16 protein-coding genes are annotated in these 15325 nt (G+C 70.9%); 4 read left to right on the forward strand and 12 right to left on the reverse strand.

The annotated features are described in order from the left end of the window. Nucleotides 1-303 precede the first annotated feature (303 nt). A complete protein-coding gene (locus ACTZWW_RS02575; protein ID WP_444779366.1) occupies nt 304-1044 on the forward strand; it encodes a GntR family transcriptional regulator in 741 nt (246 codons plus the stop codon). Here the strand turns inward: ACTZWW_RS02575 and ACTZWW_RS02580 are convergent. From ACTZWW_RS02580 to ACTZWW_RS02590, 3 genes are all read right to left on the reverse strand, one after another. Further along, the gene (locus ACTZWW_RS02580; RefSeq protein ID WP_444779367.1) at nt 1023-1463 is read right to left on the reverse strand and encodes a carboxymuconolactone decarboxylase family protein; all 441 of its coding nucleotides are present in this window, start codon (nt 1461-1463) and stop codon (nt 1023-1025) included. The two genes, ACTZWW_RS02575 and ACTZWW_RS02580, sit on opposite strands and share 22 nt — an antisense overlap. Nucleotides 1464-1491: 28 nt before the next feature. Then, a complete protein-coding gene (locus tag ACTZWW_RS02585) occupies nt 1492-2853 on the reverse strand; it encodes an FAD-binding oxidoreductase (protein ID WP_444779368.1) in 1362 nt (453 codons plus the stop codon). 212 nt (nt 2854-3065) lie between these two features. Continuing rightward, complete coding sequence (locus ACTZWW_RS02590) at nt 3066-3725, reverse strand: GntR family transcriptional regulator (RefSeq protein ID WP_444779369.1); 660 nt, start codon at nt 3723-3725, stop codon at nt 3066-3068. Between the two features lie 1059 nt (nt 3726-4784). On the opposite strand from ACTZWW_RS02590, the gene ACTZWW_RS02595 reads away from it, so the two are divergent. The 3 genes from ACTZWW_RS02595 (at nt 4785) to ACTZWW_RS02605 (ending at nt 6605) form a co-directional block, all read left to right on the forward strand. Continuing rightward, nucleotides 4785-5144, forward strand: a complete 360-nt coding sequence (locus ACTZWW_RS02595) for a helix-turn-helix domain-containing protein (RefSeq protein ID WP_029031236.1) — start codon at nt 4785-4787, stop codon at nt 5142-5144. A gap of 197 nt (nt 5145-5341) precedes the next feature. Then, entirely contained in the window at nt 5342-6166 is an 825-nt protein-coding gene (locus ACTZWW_RS02600; protein WP_444779370.1) for a glycosyltransferase family A protein, read from the forward strand. A 100-nt stretch (nt 6167-6266) separates the two neighbouring features. Continuing rightward, nucleotides 6267-6605, forward strand: coding sequence for a DUF3140 domain-containing protein (locus tag ACTZWW_RS02605; RefSeq protein WP_444779371.1), 339 nt, complete (start codon nt 6267-6269; stop codon nt 6603-6605). A 49-nt stretch (nt 6606-6654) separates the two neighbouring features. Here the strand turns inward: ACTZWW_RS02605 and ACTZWW_RS02610 are convergent, their stop codons facing one another. The 9 genes from ACTZWW_RS02610 to ACTZWW_RS02650 form a co-directional block, all read right to left on the reverse strand. Next, nucleotides 6655-6966, reverse strand: a complete 312-nt coding sequence (locus ACTZWW_RS02610; RefSeq protein ID WP_444779372.1) for a hypothetical protein — start codon at nt 6964-6966, stop codon at nt 6655-6657. Nucleotides 6967-6985: 19 nt separating this feature from the next. Beyond that, complete coding sequence (locus tag ACTZWW_RS02615) at nt 6986-7678, reverse strand: orotate phosphoribosyltransferase (RefSeq protein ID WP_372423669.1); 693 nt, start codon at nt 7676-7678, stop codon at nt 6986-6988. Between the two features lie 85 nt (nt 7679-7763). Next, nucleotides 7764-9077 carry a hydantoinase/carbamoylase family amidase gene (locus ACTZWW_RS02620; protein WP_444779373.1) on the reverse strand — a complete coding sequence of 438 codons (1314 nt, stop codon included), beginning with the start codon at nt 9075-9077 and terminating at the stop codon, nt 7764-7766. Next, entirely contained in the window at nt 9074-10027 is a 954-nt protein-coding gene (locus ACTZWW_RS02625; protein ID WP_444779374.1) for a dihydroorotate dehydrogenase, read from the reverse strand. The genes ACTZWW_RS02620 and ACTZWW_RS02625 overlap by 4 nt, the downstream gene beginning before the upstream one ends. Next, nucleotides 10024-10881, reverse strand: coding sequence for a dihydroorotate dehydrogenase electron transfer subunit (locus ACTZWW_RS02630; RefSeq protein WP_444779375.1), 858 nt, complete (start codon nt 10879-10881; stop codon nt 10024-10026). Before ACTZWW_RS02630 ends, ACTZWW_RS02625 begins: the two co-directional genes overlap by 4 nt. A 14-nt stretch (nt 10882-10895) precedes the next feature. Beyond that, a complete protein-coding gene (locus tag ACTZWW_RS02635) occupies nt 10896-12179 on the reverse strand; it encodes a TRAP transporter large permease (RefSeq protein ID WP_444779376.1) in 1284 nt (427 codons plus the stop codon). Beyond that, nucleotides 12176-12685, reverse strand: coding sequence for a TRAP transporter small permease (locus ACTZWW_RS02640; protein ID WP_444779377.1), 510 nt, complete (start codon nt 12683-12685; stop codon nt 12176-12178). Before ACTZWW_RS02640 ends, ACTZWW_RS02635 begins: the two co-directional genes overlap by 4 nt. Before the next feature lie 396 nt (nt 12686-13081). Further along, nucleotides 13082-14098: a TRAP transporter substrate-binding protein gene (locus tag ACTZWW_RS02645; protein WP_444779378.1), complete on the reverse strand. Its 1017-nt coding sequence runs from the start codon at nt 14096-14098 to the stop codon at nt 13082-13084. 118 nt (nt 14099-14216) lie between these two features. Then, nucleotides 14217-15092 (reverse strand): helix-turn-helix domain-containing protein, encoded by an 876-nt coding sequence (locus ACTZWW_RS02650; protein WP_444779408.1) that lies wholly within the window; start codon nt 15090-15092, stop codon nt 14217-14219. Nucleotides 15093-15325 lie beyond the last annotated feature (233 nt).

Raw genomic sequence — 15325 nt, forward strand, 5'->3', positions numbered from 1 at the left:
AGCGCCCGGGCCGTCTCGCCCGCCGCGTTCCGGCGGGACGCCGGCTCACGCGATCGGATCAGCTCATCGTGTCGGGTGGATGTCGGCGCGGGATCGCGGGGGCATCGATCCCCCGCGTCCAGCTCTCGGCGTCCTCCCCGCCGGTCTCCTGCCGGCCGTCGCGTCGTGGGCGCAGGCGGATCGCCGCCGTCGCCCCGACGTCTCGAGTACCGGTATACTAGTGCGCGGCGCCGAAACGTGTCAATCTGCTCCGCACGGCGCCGCGTGGTGCCCGACGATGCGACCACAGAGCCACGACCCGAGATGAGCGACGTGATCCCCGAGACCGAGCTGCGCACCCTCCTGGAGGCGGGCGGCACGCTCGATTTCAGCCGCTCCGCGGCGAGCCAGATCTACGAATGGCTCTATGCCGCGCTCGTGCGCATGCGGCTCACCCCCGGCATGCGGCTCTCGGAGGTCGAGACGGCGCGCGCGCTCGACGCCTCGCGCACGCCGGTGCGCGAGGCCTTCATCCGGCTGGCGGAGGCGGGGCTCATCGAGGTGCGCCCGCACCGCGGCACGTTCGTCGCCAAGCTCGACCGCAAGCGCATCCTCGAGGCGCGCTTCATCCGCGAGGCACTCGAGGTCGCGGTGGCGACCCGCCTCGCCGAAACGGGGCCGGCGCCGGAGGAGGAGGGGGTGACGGCGCGCTGCCGCGACCTCATCGAGCACATGCGGACGCTGGCGCAGGCGCGCGATCAGCTCGCCTTCAACGAGGCCGACGACCGCTTCCACCAGATCCTCGCCGCGGCGACCGGCTACGGCCGCATCGCCACGCTGGTCAGGGCGGAGGAGGCGCACGGCGTGCGCATCCGCGTGCTCAGCCTCGCGAAGGACGAGACGTACGCCCGCATCGTGCGCGAGCACACGGCGATCCTCGACGCGATCGAGGCACACGATCCGGCCGGCGCCGCGGCGGCTGTGCGCGCGCATCTCAACAACATCCACGGCTTCATCGCCGAGGCCGCCGCCGCCCACCCGGACTACTTCACGGACGCGCCCTGAGGCGCGGCCGCCGTCGGGAGGAAGGCCTCGTCGACGGGCACGCGCAGGCCGTTGGCGAGCCGGTTCGTCTCGTTGGCCTTGGCCGCGACGGCGAGGACCTCCGTCAGCATGGCGTCGGTCATGCCCTTCGCCCTGGCCGCGGCCGTGTGCGAGTACGTGCAGTACTCGCAGCCGTTCGTCGCCGAGACGGCGACGTAGATCAGCTCCTTCGTCAGCGGGTCGAGGGCGCCGGGCGCCATCACCGCCTTCACACCCTCCCAGGTGCGCCGCAGGAGCGCGGGATCGTGCGCGAGCGCGCGCCAGAAGTTGTTGACGAAGTCCGAGCCGCGGGTCGCGCGGATGTCGTCGAAGACCGCCTTCGCGGCGGGGGAGAGGGCGTCGTCGGCGAGGAGCGGCAGGAGGGGCGGGTGTCCGGTCATCGGTTCGCTCCGAAGCTGGCGGGACGCGTCACAGCACCCGGCCGCGGTTGAGGATGTCGCGCGGGTCGAGCGCCCGCTTGATCGTGCGCATCAGCGCCAGCTCGGGCTCGCTGCGCGACAGCGCGAGATAGGCGCGCTTGTTGCGCCCGATCCCGTGCTCCGCCGACACTGCGCCGCCGTAGCGCGCGACGACGGCGTAGACCCGCTCCTCCACCATCGTCTTGTCGAGGGCGGGGCCGCCGACGATGAGGTGGAGGTTCGAATCGGCGATGTGGCCGAAGATCACGCTGAGCGCATCCGGCCAGTGCGCGCGGGCGAGGGCGCGCAGCTCCTCCACCGCCGAACCGATGCGGGCGCGGGGGAAGCTCACGTCGAAGGAGACGAAGACGGGGAGCTTGGGCTGGTATTCGTAGGGCGATTCCCGATAGGCCCACAGCCTTGCCCGGTCCGCCTCCGAGCGGGCGAGCACCGCGTCGAGCACGAGCCCCTCCTCCAGCATCGCGCCGAGCGTCTCCTCGAAGCGCTCGCGCCCGGCCGGCCCCTCGCCGGTGGCGGCCTCGACGAGGACGAGGAGGTCGTGCTCCTCGGCGAAGGGCGGAGCGAGGCCGACCTCGTCGATCGCCGCGCGCACGAACTCGCGCCACATCGCCTCGAACGCGAGGAGCCCGCCGGCGAAGCGTCGCTCCAGCGCCCGCAGCAGCGCGATCGCCGCGGACGCGTCGCGCACGGCGCAGATCGCGGTGTGGACGCCCTCGGGCCGCGGCTGCAGCGCCAGCACGACGCGGGTGACGACCCCGAGCGTGCCCTCGGTGCCGATCATCAGCTGCGTCCAGTCGTAGCCGGAATTGTTCTTCAGCATCTTGTTCAGCGAGGAGACGATCGTCCCGTCCGCGAGCACGGCCTCGAGGCCGAGGACGTTGCGGCGGGTCATGCCGTAGCGCAGCACGGTGTTGCCGCCGGCGTTGGTCGCGACGTTGCCGCCGATCGTGCACGAGCCGCGTGCGCCGAGGTCGATGCCGAGCAGGAAGCCCGCCTCCTCGGCTGCGTCCTGCAGCACCTGGAGGGGCGTGCCGGCCCGCGCGGTGAGCGTCGCGGCCTCGGGATCGATCTCCTCGATGCCGACGAGGCGCTCGAGCGAGAGGGCGATGTCGCTCTCGTGCGGATGCGCACCGCCGGCGAGCCCGGTCATGCCGCCCTGCGTGACGACCGACTGGCCGTGTTCGTGGCAGATCGCGAGGGCGCGGGAGACCTCCTGCGGCGAGCGCGGGAGAACGAGGGCGAGCGGCGGCGTCGGGGCGAGGCCGCTGGCGTCGGCGCGCGCGCGATCCGCGATCTCCGCGCCGGTGCGCACGGCGTCCGCTCCCAGCGCCGCGCGCAGGGCCTCGATCACCACGCTCGGCGCGGCAGGGGAAGTCCTGGCAGGGGGAGTCTGGGCGGGAGAGCTTGGGGTCTGCATCGAGAGGCTCCCTGCGCGGCGCGTGCCTTCGCGCCGTCCGTGCTGGGCCGACGCCGCGCCGGGAACCACGAGCGGATGCCGGTCCCGCGCCGAGTCGGCGGATCGAGGCCCATGATCTACCGCGCTCCGCGCCCGTTGTCGCGCGCTCAGGCGGAGCGGCGGGCGGAGAAGAAGGCCCGCTCGGCGGACGCGATGAAGGACGCCATGCGGTCGCCCGCGACGATCGGGTCGCGGGTGGCGAAGGCGGCCCGAACGTCCTCGAGGCCCTCGAGAACAACCTGGCGTGTCGTCGCGCAGCTCAGGATCTCCCGGCGCACGGTCTGCACGTGGTCGACGAAGCGCGCAAGCGTCTCGGCGAGGCGCGCGTTGCGCACGCGCGCGATCCAGGCGTCGCGGAAGTCGACGTTGGCCCGGATCAGGCGCCCGACGTCGTCCGCGCGCATCGCCGTCCGCGCGTCCGACAGCGCCGCATCGAGCGCCTCGTCGGACAGCGCGTCGAGGTTGCTCGCCGCGTGTGCGGCAGCGCGCGGCTCGAGCAGCTTGCGCACCTCGAAGACGTCGCGGACCTCTTGCAGGGACAGCGTCGGCAGCGCGAAGCCGCGGGACGTCCCGACGAGATAGCCATCGTTGACGAGCTGCAGCAGCGCCTCGCGAGCGGGCATGCGCGACGCGCCGTAGGCGCGCGCGATCTCGACGTCGACGAGCCGGTCCTCCGGCGTGAACTCGCACCGCCGCACGCGCCGCCGCAGATCCGCGTAGATGCGCTCGCGGATGCTTTCGCGTCGACCCGTGTCGTTGCCCGTCATGTCCGATGCAATCCTAACCTTTGTCGGTGTCGCATACTGTATCCAGTTCGAACCGGAGGGTCAAACCAACGGGTGCGTAGTGCGGATCACCGGAGTCGCGTGTGGGGTGGTAATCGAAGGATCGCTTCATGCTTGAAGTGGATGCAATTCTGAGGGACATTCTTCCAGGGGGACGATTTCTCGGTGCGCCGAGGCGTCGGGAGCCGCCCGCGGGCCGAGGGGGGCCGATGAGATGACGCTCGCCGCTTGCAGATCCGTCGGGTCGCGTCCCTGGCCGATCGAGGGGTCTCGGCTCCTCGTGCCGGGACGTGCGGCGCCTGCGTGGGTTCGCCGCCACCGGGACCTCGGGATCGACGGGCGCTGCGGCGGCGGATCGGATGCAGGACCGATTCGGGTCGCGGTTCACTTCGACTCAGAGGTGATGCATCTTGAGATTGCTTCAAACGGTATTCTGCCGGGCCGGCGGGCAGGGCGATCCACGGGTCGTTCACCATCCGGACGTTTTCCCCGTCGAATTACGGGGGAGCACCTGCCGATTGTGAGGTCGTCCTCGGGTCGGTGCGCGGGGTTAGTTCCCTTGCGGAAGGGTGTGCCGGTTCGTGCTGCGTCGGGAAGGTTGCGTAAGGCTCACCAAGGGTTGGAGTGGAGCCGCGGCGGGGTATCGGGCATCCGCGATGCGAGACGCCTCACATGCATCCGGCTCGGATCTGGACTCGTGAAGGCAGCCGATGGGCGCGACTGCACCTATACTTGGCGACCGCAACGTATGCGCAGTGGTGCCCCCGTTGTCCGGGCGCAATGTCGCACGATGGGGCCTAGCACTTCGACTGCTCCGTGCATAAATGGCGATGTAGGAAGAGCGTCCCGGGGCATCCCGTATCGAGCGTGGGACTTGACGGCGCGCGCGCCGGATGGTGTCCAAAGAGACGTCGCTGGATCGCTCAAGTATCGCGGTACGGTTCTTTACGCGAGGAACGTGCCGTGTCCGCCGACATCAGAGGCAACCTTTCGGGCAACTTTTCCGTTACAATCCGGAAACAACAGGTCGGGAACCGGCTCATGACACGTTCACCCACTGAAATCGACCGCGAGATCGGCCAGCGCATTCGTCTCGCGCGCAAGCAGGCCAAGCTCTCCCAGAGCGAGCTCGGCCAAGCCATCGGTGTCACCTACCAGCAGGTGCAGAAGTACGAGAACGGCACCGACCGCGTCGCCGCGTCCCGCCTCGTGCAGATCTCGCAGGTCCTGGAGCAGCCCGCCTCCGCGCTGCTCGGCGGCGTCGAGCAGGGCCAGGCCCGGCTGATGGACGAGGACGCGATCGCGCTCGTCGCGCTGTTCAACGAGATCAAGCGCCCGGCGCTGCGCGGCGCCGCACTGCAGACCGTCAAGAGCCTCGTCGCCGCCGGCAACGAGGTCTGAGCCACCGCGCCGCGGACGCCTCGCTCGCGGCCGGCAGCCTCCCGGTCGCGTCGCGCGCCGCCGGATCCCCGTGCCACGGCCGGCGCCCCGCGCGCCGGTCGCGCCCTGCTGGCGCCTGCACCCTATCGGCGTCCGCGGTCGCATGATCCGCGGCTGATCGATGAACGACCCCGGTCCGAGGGCGTTGAGCCCTCGTGATGGCGTCTCCTCGATCGTTCACCTTCGGCATCCCGCTCGTCGGCCGCGCGGGCACCGACGACTTCGCGCGCGTCGAGGCGCTCGTCGGCCTCACGCTGCGCAGCCTGCTCGCCCAGACCGATCCCGCCTTCGGCGTCCTCGTCATGGGGCAGGACCGACCGGCCACCCTGCCGGACGATCCGCGCGTGCGGTTCATCGAGGCCGCCTGGCCCGCGCATGCGCAAGACGCCGCCAACAACGATGCCGGCTGCAAGAGGCACGCGCTCGGCGAGGCCGCGCTGCGCGAGGGCGATGGCTGGCTGATGCTCGTCGACGCCGACGACTGGGTCCCCCGCGACCTCGTCGCTGCCGCGCGCACGGCGATCGATCCCGGGTCGCTCGGCGGCGTGCTGGCGCAGGGCGACATGGTCGACTTCGCCTCCGGGCGGGCGGCGCCGCTGCCCTTTCCCGGCGCGTTCGAGCGGCCTTTCCATGCCCTGTGCGGCTCGTCCGTGGTCGCGCGACTGCGCCCGGACGACTCGGACCCGCTACGGCGCAACCCGCTCCAGGTGCTGCGCGATCACCATGACTGGCCGCAGGCCGCGGCCGCCCGCGGCGCGTGCGTCGCCACGCTGCCCACGCGCGGCGCCTATGTCGTCGGCACCGCCCAGAACCATTCCGAGCGCCACGGCCCCTTCGCTGGATGGCGCGCCGATCTCAACGACGCCCTGCGCCGCCGCGGCCTCGAGATCGACGACGCTTTCCTGTCGCGCTTCGGCCTCGATCGCGCCGCGCTGACGGCCGCCGGTGGCCTGTCTTCCGCAGGCACGCCGCCGGCGCGGTGAGCGCGCGGTCGAACGGCGCCCAGGCGACGCGACGCCGCGCCGCTCGATCGGTACGCGCGCTCGTGCGTTCACCGGCCTCGCGAACCCGAGGAGGCGACGCATGGACGATGCGCAGAAGCAGGATATCTACCGCGATTTCGAGGATGCGGTGAACATGACGCCGAAGGAGCTCGAGAACTGGCTCGAGACCGAGGAATCGCAGGCCGTCGGCTGGACCCGCGAGGGCGAGAGCGAGGCGGTCGGCCACAAGTCCGGCCGGCGCATCGTCGCGATCAAGCGCACGAGGAAGGCCGACCTGACGGACGACGACTATGCCCACATGAGGAAGGTCGTCGGCTACGTCCACCGGCACGGCGCGCAGGGCGGCACGCGCGACGACGAGGAGCACTCGCGCTGGCGCTACTCGCTGATGAACTGGGGCCACGACCCGTCGAGGTGACGTCGCCCGGCCGCGTGCGCCACGCCCGCCGACATCGCCGATGCGACGCTCAGCCGGCCGCCAACGCCTCGCGGATGGCGCCGGCCAGCGCGGCGTCGCGGGCGTGAGCGTCGCCGGCGGCGTCGCACGCGTCGATCGTCGCGACCATGCGGTCGCGGAAGGCCTGCGCCGTCGCGTCGCTCAGCGCCTGGTCCGCGTAGAAGTCGCAGAAGGGCTGGGCGAGGCGCGCCAGGACGAAGAGCGGGACGGCGTCGGCATCGCCCGGCTTCGCCGCGCGCGCGAGGCAGGCCTGGATGAACTCCTCGGCGGTGTGCACGCCGAGGGGACCGTCGACGAGGATGCGCTTGACGTCGTCCAGCATGGTGTCTTGCTCCTGAGGATCAGCTCTGCGGGAAGCTGCTCGCCCCGCCGTGCGCCGCCGACCATTCCATCGGGCTGTTGAGGAAGGCCTCGACCTCGTTGAGGGTCTCGGCGGCGAAGTAGCCCTGCGCGCGCGCCACCGCGAGCACGTCCCACCAGGTGGCGAGCGAATGCATGGTGATGCCGTGCTCGCTCAGCGTCTCCTTGGTCTGCGGGAAAATGTCGTAGTGGAAGATCACGAACGTGTGCTCCACCGTCAGCCCCGCGGCGCGCAACGCCTCGCAGAAGCGGATCTTCGAGCGCCCGTCGGTGGAGAGGTCCTCGACGAGCACGATGCGCGCGCCCTCGCGGAAATCACCCTCGATCTGAGCATCCCGCCCGAAGCCCTTGGGCTTCTTGCGGACGTACTGCATCGGCATCGACAGGCGGTCGGCGATCCAAGCCGCGAAGGGGATGCCCGCGGTCTCGCCGCCGGCGATGGCGTCGAGCGACTCGAAGCCGATGTCGCGCAGGATCACGGACGCCGCGAAGTCCATCAACGTGTTGCGGATGCGCGGATACGAGATCAGCTTGCGGCAATCGATGTAGACCGGGCTCGCCCAGCCGGAGGTGAAGCGGAAGGGCTCGTCGGCGCGGAAATGCACCGCCTGTACCTCGAGCAGCATCTTGGCGGTGAGCTCGGCGATCAGAGCCTTGTCGGTGAAATTCGTCACGGGATCGTCCCTCCATCGGCGCGCGGCGCCTCATCTAGCCGCTGAACGGAGGGACGTCCAACGCTCCGTGCGCTCTGCCCACGCCTCATTTCGCGCGATCCGACAGCGTCTTGCCGAGACGCGCCATGACGCCGACGGCGACCATCAGGTCGTCGATCTCCATGTGCTCGTTGGGATTGTGCGAACCCTTTGTGTTGCGCACGAAGATCATGCCGCTCGGCACGCCCGCTTGCGCGAACACCGCCGCATCGTGCCCGGCGCCGCTGGGCACGGTCTCCGCCGCGAGGCCCTCCGCCTCCATCTCGGCGAGGATCGCCTGGAGGATCGCGGGATCGAGGCTGGCCGGCGCCGAGCGCACGGGCTCGTCGAAGTGGAAGCGCACGCCGCGATCGCGTTCGATGGCGCGTGCCTCGGCATGCGCGAGACGCTCCACGGCCTCCAGCGTGCCCGCGTCGAGGCTGCGCGCCTCGAAGCTGAAGGAGACCTCGCCGGGGATGCGCGACATGGCGTGGTGGGCGGCGTCCGTCTGGACGATGCCCGTGGTGAGGACGAGATCGCCGCCGTGCTGCTGGATCGTCGCCCAGTGCTCGTCCATGCGCATGACGAGCTCGCACATGGCGAAGACCGCGTCGCGCCTGAGCCAGCGCGGGACCGCGCCGGAATGGCCGGCCTCGCCGAGGCAGCGGATCTCGCGGTGGCGGATGTTGCCGCGGATGCCGGTGACGCCGGCCACGGGCCACTTGCGCTCGACGAGGACGGGGCCCTGCTCGATGTGGAGCTCGACGAAGAAGGCGTAGGATCTGGGGTCCGCGAGCGCCTCGCCTGCCGCGATGCGCTCCACCGGAAGGCCCGTCTCGCGCATGGCGTCGGCGAGCGTGCCGACGCCGTCGCGGCGCCTGGCCTCGAGCGCGGCGCCGCCGAGACGCCCGAACAGCGCGAGCGAGCCCATGTAGGCGCGCCCGAACCAGGCGCTCTCCTCGCCGCGCAGAGCCAGCACCCGCAGCGGGATGCGGCCCGCGCCCGTGCCCTCGCGCACGTTGGAGAGGAGCGCGAGGAGGCCGGCGACGACGCCCGCGAGGCCGTCGTAGTTGCCGCCCTCGGGCACCGTGTCGACATGCGAGCCGAGATAGCCCGCACGGGCCGACGCGTCCGTGTCGCCGGGTGCCGCGACGACGAGGTTGTCGCCCGCGTCGCGCCAGGTCTCGAGGCCGAGGCCACGCGCCGTCTCCTCGAGATAGGCGAGCATGCGGCTCTCGACGGCGCTGTAGGCCGGGCGGGAGAGGCCTACGCGATCGGGGGACATCGCGGCGGCATCCGTGAAGATGCGCTCGGCCAGGGCGCGCAGGTCGAGGCTCGCGAGATCGGCGGTGGCCGCGGCGGGGTCCGTGCGCAGGTTCATGCGTGCGCCTCGAGCGCGGCGTCGCCCAGCATGTCGCGCTCCGCCTGGGTGAGGTCGAGCGATCCGATCACGTCCTCGATCCGCGCGATGCCGTTCGCGCGGCAATGGTCCTCGAGATCGTCGATGACGTCCACGAGGGCGCACGGGTGGACGAAGGAGGCGGTGCCGACCTGCACCGCCCGGCACCCCACGATGAGGAACTCGAGCGCGTCCTTCGCGGTCGAGATGCCGCCGCAGCCGATCACCGGGATCGTCGCGGCGCGCGCGCATTGATAGGCCATGCGCAGGATGATCGGCTTCACCGCCGGCCCCGACAGCCCGCCCATGACGTTGCCGAGGCTCGGGCGGCGGGTGTCCACGTTCACGCTCATGGCGAGGATGGTGTTGGCGACGACGAGCGCGTCCGCGCCACCCTCCTCGGCGGCCTGCGCCACCGCGGCGACGTCGCCGGCGTTCGGCGTCAGCTTCGCCCACAGCGGCAGGTCGGTCGCCTCCCGCAGCCGGCGCACGATCTCGCGCGTGCTCTCGGGGCGCATGGCGAAGGCCTTGCCGTCGTCCTCGAGGTTCGGGCAGGAGATGTTGATCTCGATCGCCGCGACGCCCTCCACGCTCACCGTGCGGGCGAGGTCCGCGAAGGCGTCGGGCGTGTTCGCCGAGATGGAGACGACGAGGGGCGGGCGCCATTGCGAAAACCGCGGGATCACGTCGCGCACGAAGGCGGCGGCGCCCTTCGAGGGGATGCCGATGGAATTGAGCATGCCGTTCGGCACTTCCGAGACGCGCGGCGTCGGGTTGCCCAGCCGCTTGTCGGGCGTGATCGTCTTCGTCACGAAGGCGCCGAGCCGGTCGAAGTCGAAGATGCCGGCCTGCTCGAGGCCGAACGTGCCCGAGGCAGGCATCACGGGATTGGCGAGCGCGAGCCCGCCGCAGGTGACGGAGAGATCGATCATGCGAGCGCCTCCGCGAGCGGGAACACGGGACCCTCGCAGCACACGCGCCGGTGCACGGTCTCCCCGTTCTCCCGGAAGGGCCTGACGCAGCAGAAGCAGACGCCCACGCCGCAGGCCATCTGCTGCTCGAGCGCGACCTCGCCGAACAGGTCGTGGCGCGCGGCGACCGTCTGGGCGAGGCGCGTGAGCCGGCTCGAGCCGCAGACGTAGAGCGCCGCGCAGGCGCCTTTCGCGACGAGGTCCTCGAGAATGCCCTCCACGCGCGGGACGGCGGAGGTGCCCTCGGCATCCGTCACGGTGATCACCTCGGCTCCGGCGGTGCGCATCTCGTCGACCGACATCACGAGATCGGGTGCGCGTGCGCTCAGGATCGCGGTGACACGGTGCCCGTTCTCGCGGGCGAAGGGCACGAGCGGACCCATCGTGGCGAGGCCGACGCCACGCCCCAGCAGCACGATCGGCGCCTTCTCCGCCGGCAGGGTGAAGCCTATGCCGAGCGGGCCGAAGATGTTGAACGCATCGCCCGGCCACAGCCGCGCCATGGCGGCGGTGCCCGTGCCGGTCACCTTGTAGAGGAAGCCGACGCGGTTTCGCTCCGGCTCGATGCGGTAGACGCTCATCGGCCGGCGGAAGAAGGGCTCGAGCCCGTCGCCGCCCGGGCAGAGCAGGTGGTAGAACTGGCCGGGACGCGCATGCGGCGCGCCCTCGGGCAGGTCGAGGGACAGGTATCGGTACTCGTCGTTGACAGCGGAGTGCTCGCGCACCACCGCCTCGAGCTCCACGGGGCGGCCGGCTGCGGGATGCGCGGGTGCCGCCGGGGGAACGACGTCGGGGTCGAGCATGGGCATGGTCATGGGACGCGTGCTCCTCAGCCGAGGATCAGCTTGGGGAAGAAGGTCGAGAGCTGCGGCACGTAGGTGACCACCACGAGGACGGCGAGGTTGATCAGCACGAAGGGCCAGACGCCCGCGATGATGGTCGCCACCGGCTTGCCGAGCGTGGAGGACGCGACGAAGATGTCGAGCCCGAAGGGCGGCGTGATCATCCCGATGCAGATGTTCAGGCACACGATCAGCCCGAAATGGACGGGATCGATGCCGAAGGTCATCGCCACGGGATAGAGCGCCGGCACGAGCACGAGCAGCGCCGAGTTCGGATCGATGAACATGCCGGCGACCAGGAACAGCACGTTGACGATCATCAGGAAGACGATCCAGTTCGCCTCGATCGTCTGCATGAAGTCGATCACGAGCCCCGGCAGCTGGGCGAGCGTGATGAAGTAGGAGACGAGGCTCCCCATCCCGAGCAGGATGAAGATCACCGTGTTCGTCACCGCAGCCCGGCCGGCGACCCCGAAGAGGCCGGCGAAGGTCAGCTCGCGATAGACCACGGCCTCGACGAAGACCGCGTAGACGACGCTGACCGCGGCGGCCTCGGTGGGCGTGAAGATGCCGCCGTAGATGCCCCCCAGGATGATGACGGGAAGCCCCAGCGCCCACCCGGCGGCGCCGGTGGCGCGCATGCGCTCGCGCAGCGACGGCGCCGCCGTCGCCTGGCGGCCCATCCGGTAGCTGTCCCACATCACGTAGAGCGCGAAGGCGAAGGCGAGCACGAGGCCGATGACGAGCCCGCCGGCGAACAGCCCCGTGATCGAGGTGCCCGTGAGCCAGCCGTAGATGATCAAGGTGATCGAGGGCGGGATGAGGAGCGCCGTCTCCGCCGAGGAGACGATCAGGCCGAGCGCGAAGCGGTCCTTGTAGCCGGACTTGACCAGCTCCGGGTACATGATCCGCCCGAGCGCCGCGACGGTGGCAGGCGCGGAGCCGGACACCGCGCCGAAGGCGGCGCAGGCGCCGATCGTGGTGTGGCCGATGCCGCCCGCGCGGTGGCCGAGGAAGGCCTTCACCAGCGTCGTCAGGTCGCGCGCGATGCGCCCGCTCGCCATCAGCTCAGCGGCGAAGATGAAGAAGGGGATCGCGAGCAGCGTCGAATGATTGATGCCCCCGACGATCTTCTGGCCGATGACGATGTCCGGCAGGCGGTCGAACCAGACCTCCTTGATCATCAGCCCCGGCAGCCCGAGCACGAGCAGCATCTCGAAGCCCAGCACGAGAAGGAGGATCGCGAAGGCGAAGAGCGCGGCGACGATCATGACGGGCGCTCCGGATGCTCGTGCTCGAGGGCGCGCTCCTGGATGCCGAGAAGGCCTGCGAGGTAGCGCAGCGCCAGGAGCGAGAAGCCGACGGGAAGGGCGAGGTAGAGGATCGCGGTCGTCAGCCCCAGCGTCGGGCTCACCTGGCCGGTGCCGAGCACGAGGCGGGTGATGTCCCAGCCGAACCAGACGATGGCGAGGGAGAAGAGGAGACCGACGAGGTCGATCGCCCGGCGCACCATGCGCCGCGTGCGCTGCGAGAAGGTCGCGAGCAGCGAGGTCATCGCCACGTGCTTGCCCTGCTCGAGCGCGAGGCCGAGCCCGAGGAAGACCATCCACACCATCAGCCAGCGCGTGGCCTCGTCCACCCAGGCGAGCTCGCGATAGAGCTCGTCCGAGACCTCGCGCACGAGGACGGCGCCGCTGTAGAGGAGCGTCATGGCGATCATCAGCGACGCGAGGAGCACCCGCTCCACCGTCGCGATCGCCCGCAGGAACGCGATCACGGTTCTCGGTCTCCGGCTCGGGGCCTCGCGGGGGAGGCTCCCACTTAAATGCGCCCCTCTCCACGAGCGCCGGTCAATTCAGGCACTTAGCAGGTGCAGACTTCAGGTGCGCACTCAAAGACTGACGGTGACGCAGGCCTTCCTTCCCCCTTGTGGGGAAGGTGCCCCCGAAGGGCCCGGATGGGGGTCGTGGTGCCGGGTGAGACCTCGCCGTTGCTGTCGCGACCGTGGTCGCCCCGCATCCGCGGCGAGATCATTCTGCACGCCCCCCACCCCCGGCCCCTCCCCACGAGGGGGAGGGGAGAACGTCGCGCTCTGCATCCGCGCTCGTAGACGTCTTGCTGCCGCTGCCTGCGCCAGAAGAAAGAGAGGAGGACGTCGCACACCCCCGGACGATCACTCGCCGGTGACGTCCGCGTACTGCTGCTCGTAGGTCTCGACGATCGTCTGGCCCGCATCGCCTGCCAGCCCGAGATAGGCGTCGCGGGCGCGGGGGTACATGTTCTCGCGAAGCGCGGCGCGCTCCTCGTCGCCGAGCTCACGCACGTTCATGCCGGCTTCCGTGAGGCGCTGGAGGGCGGCCTCCTGCGAGGCCTCCTTGATCTCCTCGACCTGCGGGCGGACCTCGTCGAACGCGGCGACGATGACGTCGCGGTACTCCTGCGGCAGCGAGGCCCACCAGCCGGGATTGAACAGGACGACGTCCTCGTTGGCGCCGTGGCCGGAGACGAGGAGGTTCGCCTGGACCTCGTTGTACTTCATCGTGGCGATCGTATCGAGGGCGTTCTCCTGCCCGTCGACGACGCCCGTCTGCAGGGCGGTGTAGAGTTCGCCGAAGGGCAGGGCGACGGCGGAGGCGCCGACCGCGTTGAACTGCTCGATGAGCACCGGCGAATCCATCACGCGAAAGCGCTGGCCCTCGAAGGCGTCGACGCTCTCGAGCGGCTTGTTCGAGGTGAAGCTCTTGCGGCCGTTCGGCCAGATCGCGATCGCCTCGAAGCCGCGCGGCTCGAAGCTGTCGAGCACCGCCTGGCCGAAGGCGCCGGTGCGCAGCGCGTTCGCCTGCTCGCGGTCCGCCGGGTAGACGAAGGGCACGTCGAGGATGGAGACCGCGGGGTTGAAGCCCGCGAGGAAGGCGGCGGGGGAGACGGTGCCCTCGATCACGCCGAGCTGGACGCCCTCGTTCATCTCGCGCGCCTGGCCGAGCTGGCCGGCGGGGAAGAGCTCGAAGACGACCGCGCCGTCGGTGCGCTCCCGGACGAGCTCCGCGACCATCTCCAGGCCCTGGTGGCGGGCCTGCTGGGGCGACTCGAGATGCCCGATCCGGGCGGTGAATTCCTGGGCCGAGGCCGGCACGGCCACGAGCGCGGCGGCGAGGCCGGCCGAGAGGACGAGTGTGCGCCTTGAGATCATCGCGGGTGTTCCCTTGCTTCTTCCGCTCCGGAAGGACCTAGGGAAGAGCGTCGGCGCCCCGCTGTCAACAGAAAAGTCTCAAAAATGAGACGCGACGATGGGCAGCCGTGCCATTCTGCTAGGCAGGCTGGACCCCGTGGCGCGCGACGAGCGCCCGCAGGTGCGCGAGCGCCGCCTCGCCCTGAAGGGCGCTGGCACGCAGGCGCGCCGCGATCTCCTCGTGCAGCGCCATCGGCTCGGGTGCGGACGTGATCAGCGCCACGCCGAGGCTCACGTTGGGCTGCTCGCCGAGCCGGAACGGCGAGATGGCCAGCACCGAGCGGTCGGCCTGGCGGAAGATCTGGAAGGTCGTCGCCGGGGTCGGCTCGAGCACGATTCCGATCTCGACGTTGGCCGGCGGGTCGGCGACCAGGGCGGCGATGTGCTCGACCTCCCGCCGGGCCTCGCGACGGCGGCGCAGGATCGTCGCCTCGTCGAGGTCGTAGCGTCCCACCGCCCCGTGCGCGAGGAAGCGCTCGATGTCGGAGGACGAGATCAGGCTGACGATGGCGGGCTTGGCCGCGCGGAACCACGACTTGCGCTCGCGCAGGACGGTGAGCAGCGTCTCCAGCGCCGCGCCGTCCTTGTCGCCTGCTCTCGGCCCCTCGCGCAGCACCTCGGCGAGCATGGCGTCGTAGGCGTCCGACGTCAGCAGGTAGGAGACCGGCCCGAACAGGCCGACCACCTCGTGGGAGGCCTCCTCGAGCTGGCGCATGCGCTCGAAGAAGGCCACGGCGGTGGGCACGTATTCGATGCCGGCCCCGAGCAGGCTCGCGAGCGAGGTGTCGAGCACGTCGGCGATGCCCGCCAGCGTCTCGATCTTGGGGATCTGGCCCTGCTCCGCCCGGTAGAGCGCCGCGCGCGAGATGCCGATGCGCGCCGCGACGTCCTCGGGGGTGAGCCCGCGGCCCATGCGGAAGGCGCGCAGGCGCGCGCCGACGTCCGAGAGGCGGATGCGCTGGCTCGGCTCGGTTTCAGGCGCGGGACCGGGCGCCGGATCGGGAGTGACGGCGCGCGGGTCGGGGCGGGCATCGGTGCTCGGAATCGGGGCGTCTCCATCTCTCGTTTCGGCGCGATCCTGGCGGCAGCCGGGCGCGGGGGCAAGCCGCGGGTGAGCCGTGCCCCGAACGACGAGCCGCGGCCCATCCGGCGGCTTTTCCGAATTGCGGGCGGGGCGCCGAGCGCGTA

The organism is Salinarimonas sp. NSM, assembly GCF_052380005.1.
In the GTDB taxonomy this organism is placed as follows: Bacteria; Pseudomonadota; Alphaproteobacteria; order Rhizobiales; family Beijerinckiaceae; genus Salinarimonas.

What these genes read in the sequence shown, in the direction of transcription:
- ACTZWW_RS02575 (WP_444779366.1), top strand. Translation starts at nt 304, where the DNA reads ATGAGCGACGTGATCCCCGAGACCGAGCTGCGCACCCTCCTGGAGGCG.
- ACTZWW_RS02580 (WP_444779367.1), bottom strand. Translation starts at nt 1,463, where the DNA reads ATGACCGGACACCCGCCCCTCCTGCCGCTCCTCGCCGACGACGCCCTC.
- ACTZWW_RS02590 (WP_444779369.1), bottom strand. Translation starts at nt 3,725, where the DNA reads ATGACGGGCAACGACACGGGTCGACGCGAAAGCATCCGCGAGCGCATC.
- ACTZWW_RS02595 (WP_029031236.1), top strand. Translation starts at nt 4,785, where the DNA reads ATGACACGTTCACCCACTGAAATCGACCGCGAGATCGGCCAGCGCATT.
- ACTZWW_RS02600 (WP_444779370.1), top strand. Translation starts at nt 5,342, where the DNA reads ATGGCGTCTCCTCGATCGTTCACCTTCGGCATCCCGCTCGTCGGCCGC.
- ACTZWW_RS02605 (WP_444779371.1), top strand. Translation starts at nt 6,267, where the DNA reads ATGGACGATGCGCAGAAGCAGGATATCTACCGCGATTTCGAGGATGCG.
- ACTZWW_RS02610 (WP_444779372.1), bottom strand. Translation starts at nt 6,966, where the DNA reads ATGCTGGACGACGTCAAGCGCATCCTCGTCGACGGTCCCCTCGGCGTG.
- ACTZWW_RS02620 (WP_444779373.1), bottom strand. Translation starts at nt 9,077, where the DNA reads ATGAACCTGCGCACGGACCCCGCCGCGGCCACCGCCGATCTCGCGAGC.
- ACTZWW_RS02625 (WP_444779374.1), bottom strand. Translation starts at nt 10,027, where the DNA reads ATGATCGATCTCTCCGTCACCTGCGGCGGGCTCGCGCTCGCCAATCCC.
- ACTZWW_RS02630 (WP_444779375.1), bottom strand. Translation starts at nt 10,881, where the DNA reads ATGACCATGCCCATGCTCGACCCCGACGTCGTTCCCCCGGCGGCACCC.
- ACTZWW_RS02635 (WP_444779376.1), bottom strand. Translation starts at nt 12,179, where the DNA reads ATGATCGTCGCCGCGCTCTTCGCCTTCGCGATCCTCCTTCTCGTGCTG.
- ACTZWW_RS02645 (WP_444779378.1), bottom strand. Translation starts at nt 14,098, where the DNA reads ATGATCTCAAGGCGCACACTCGTCCTCTCGGCCGGCCTCGCCGCCGCG.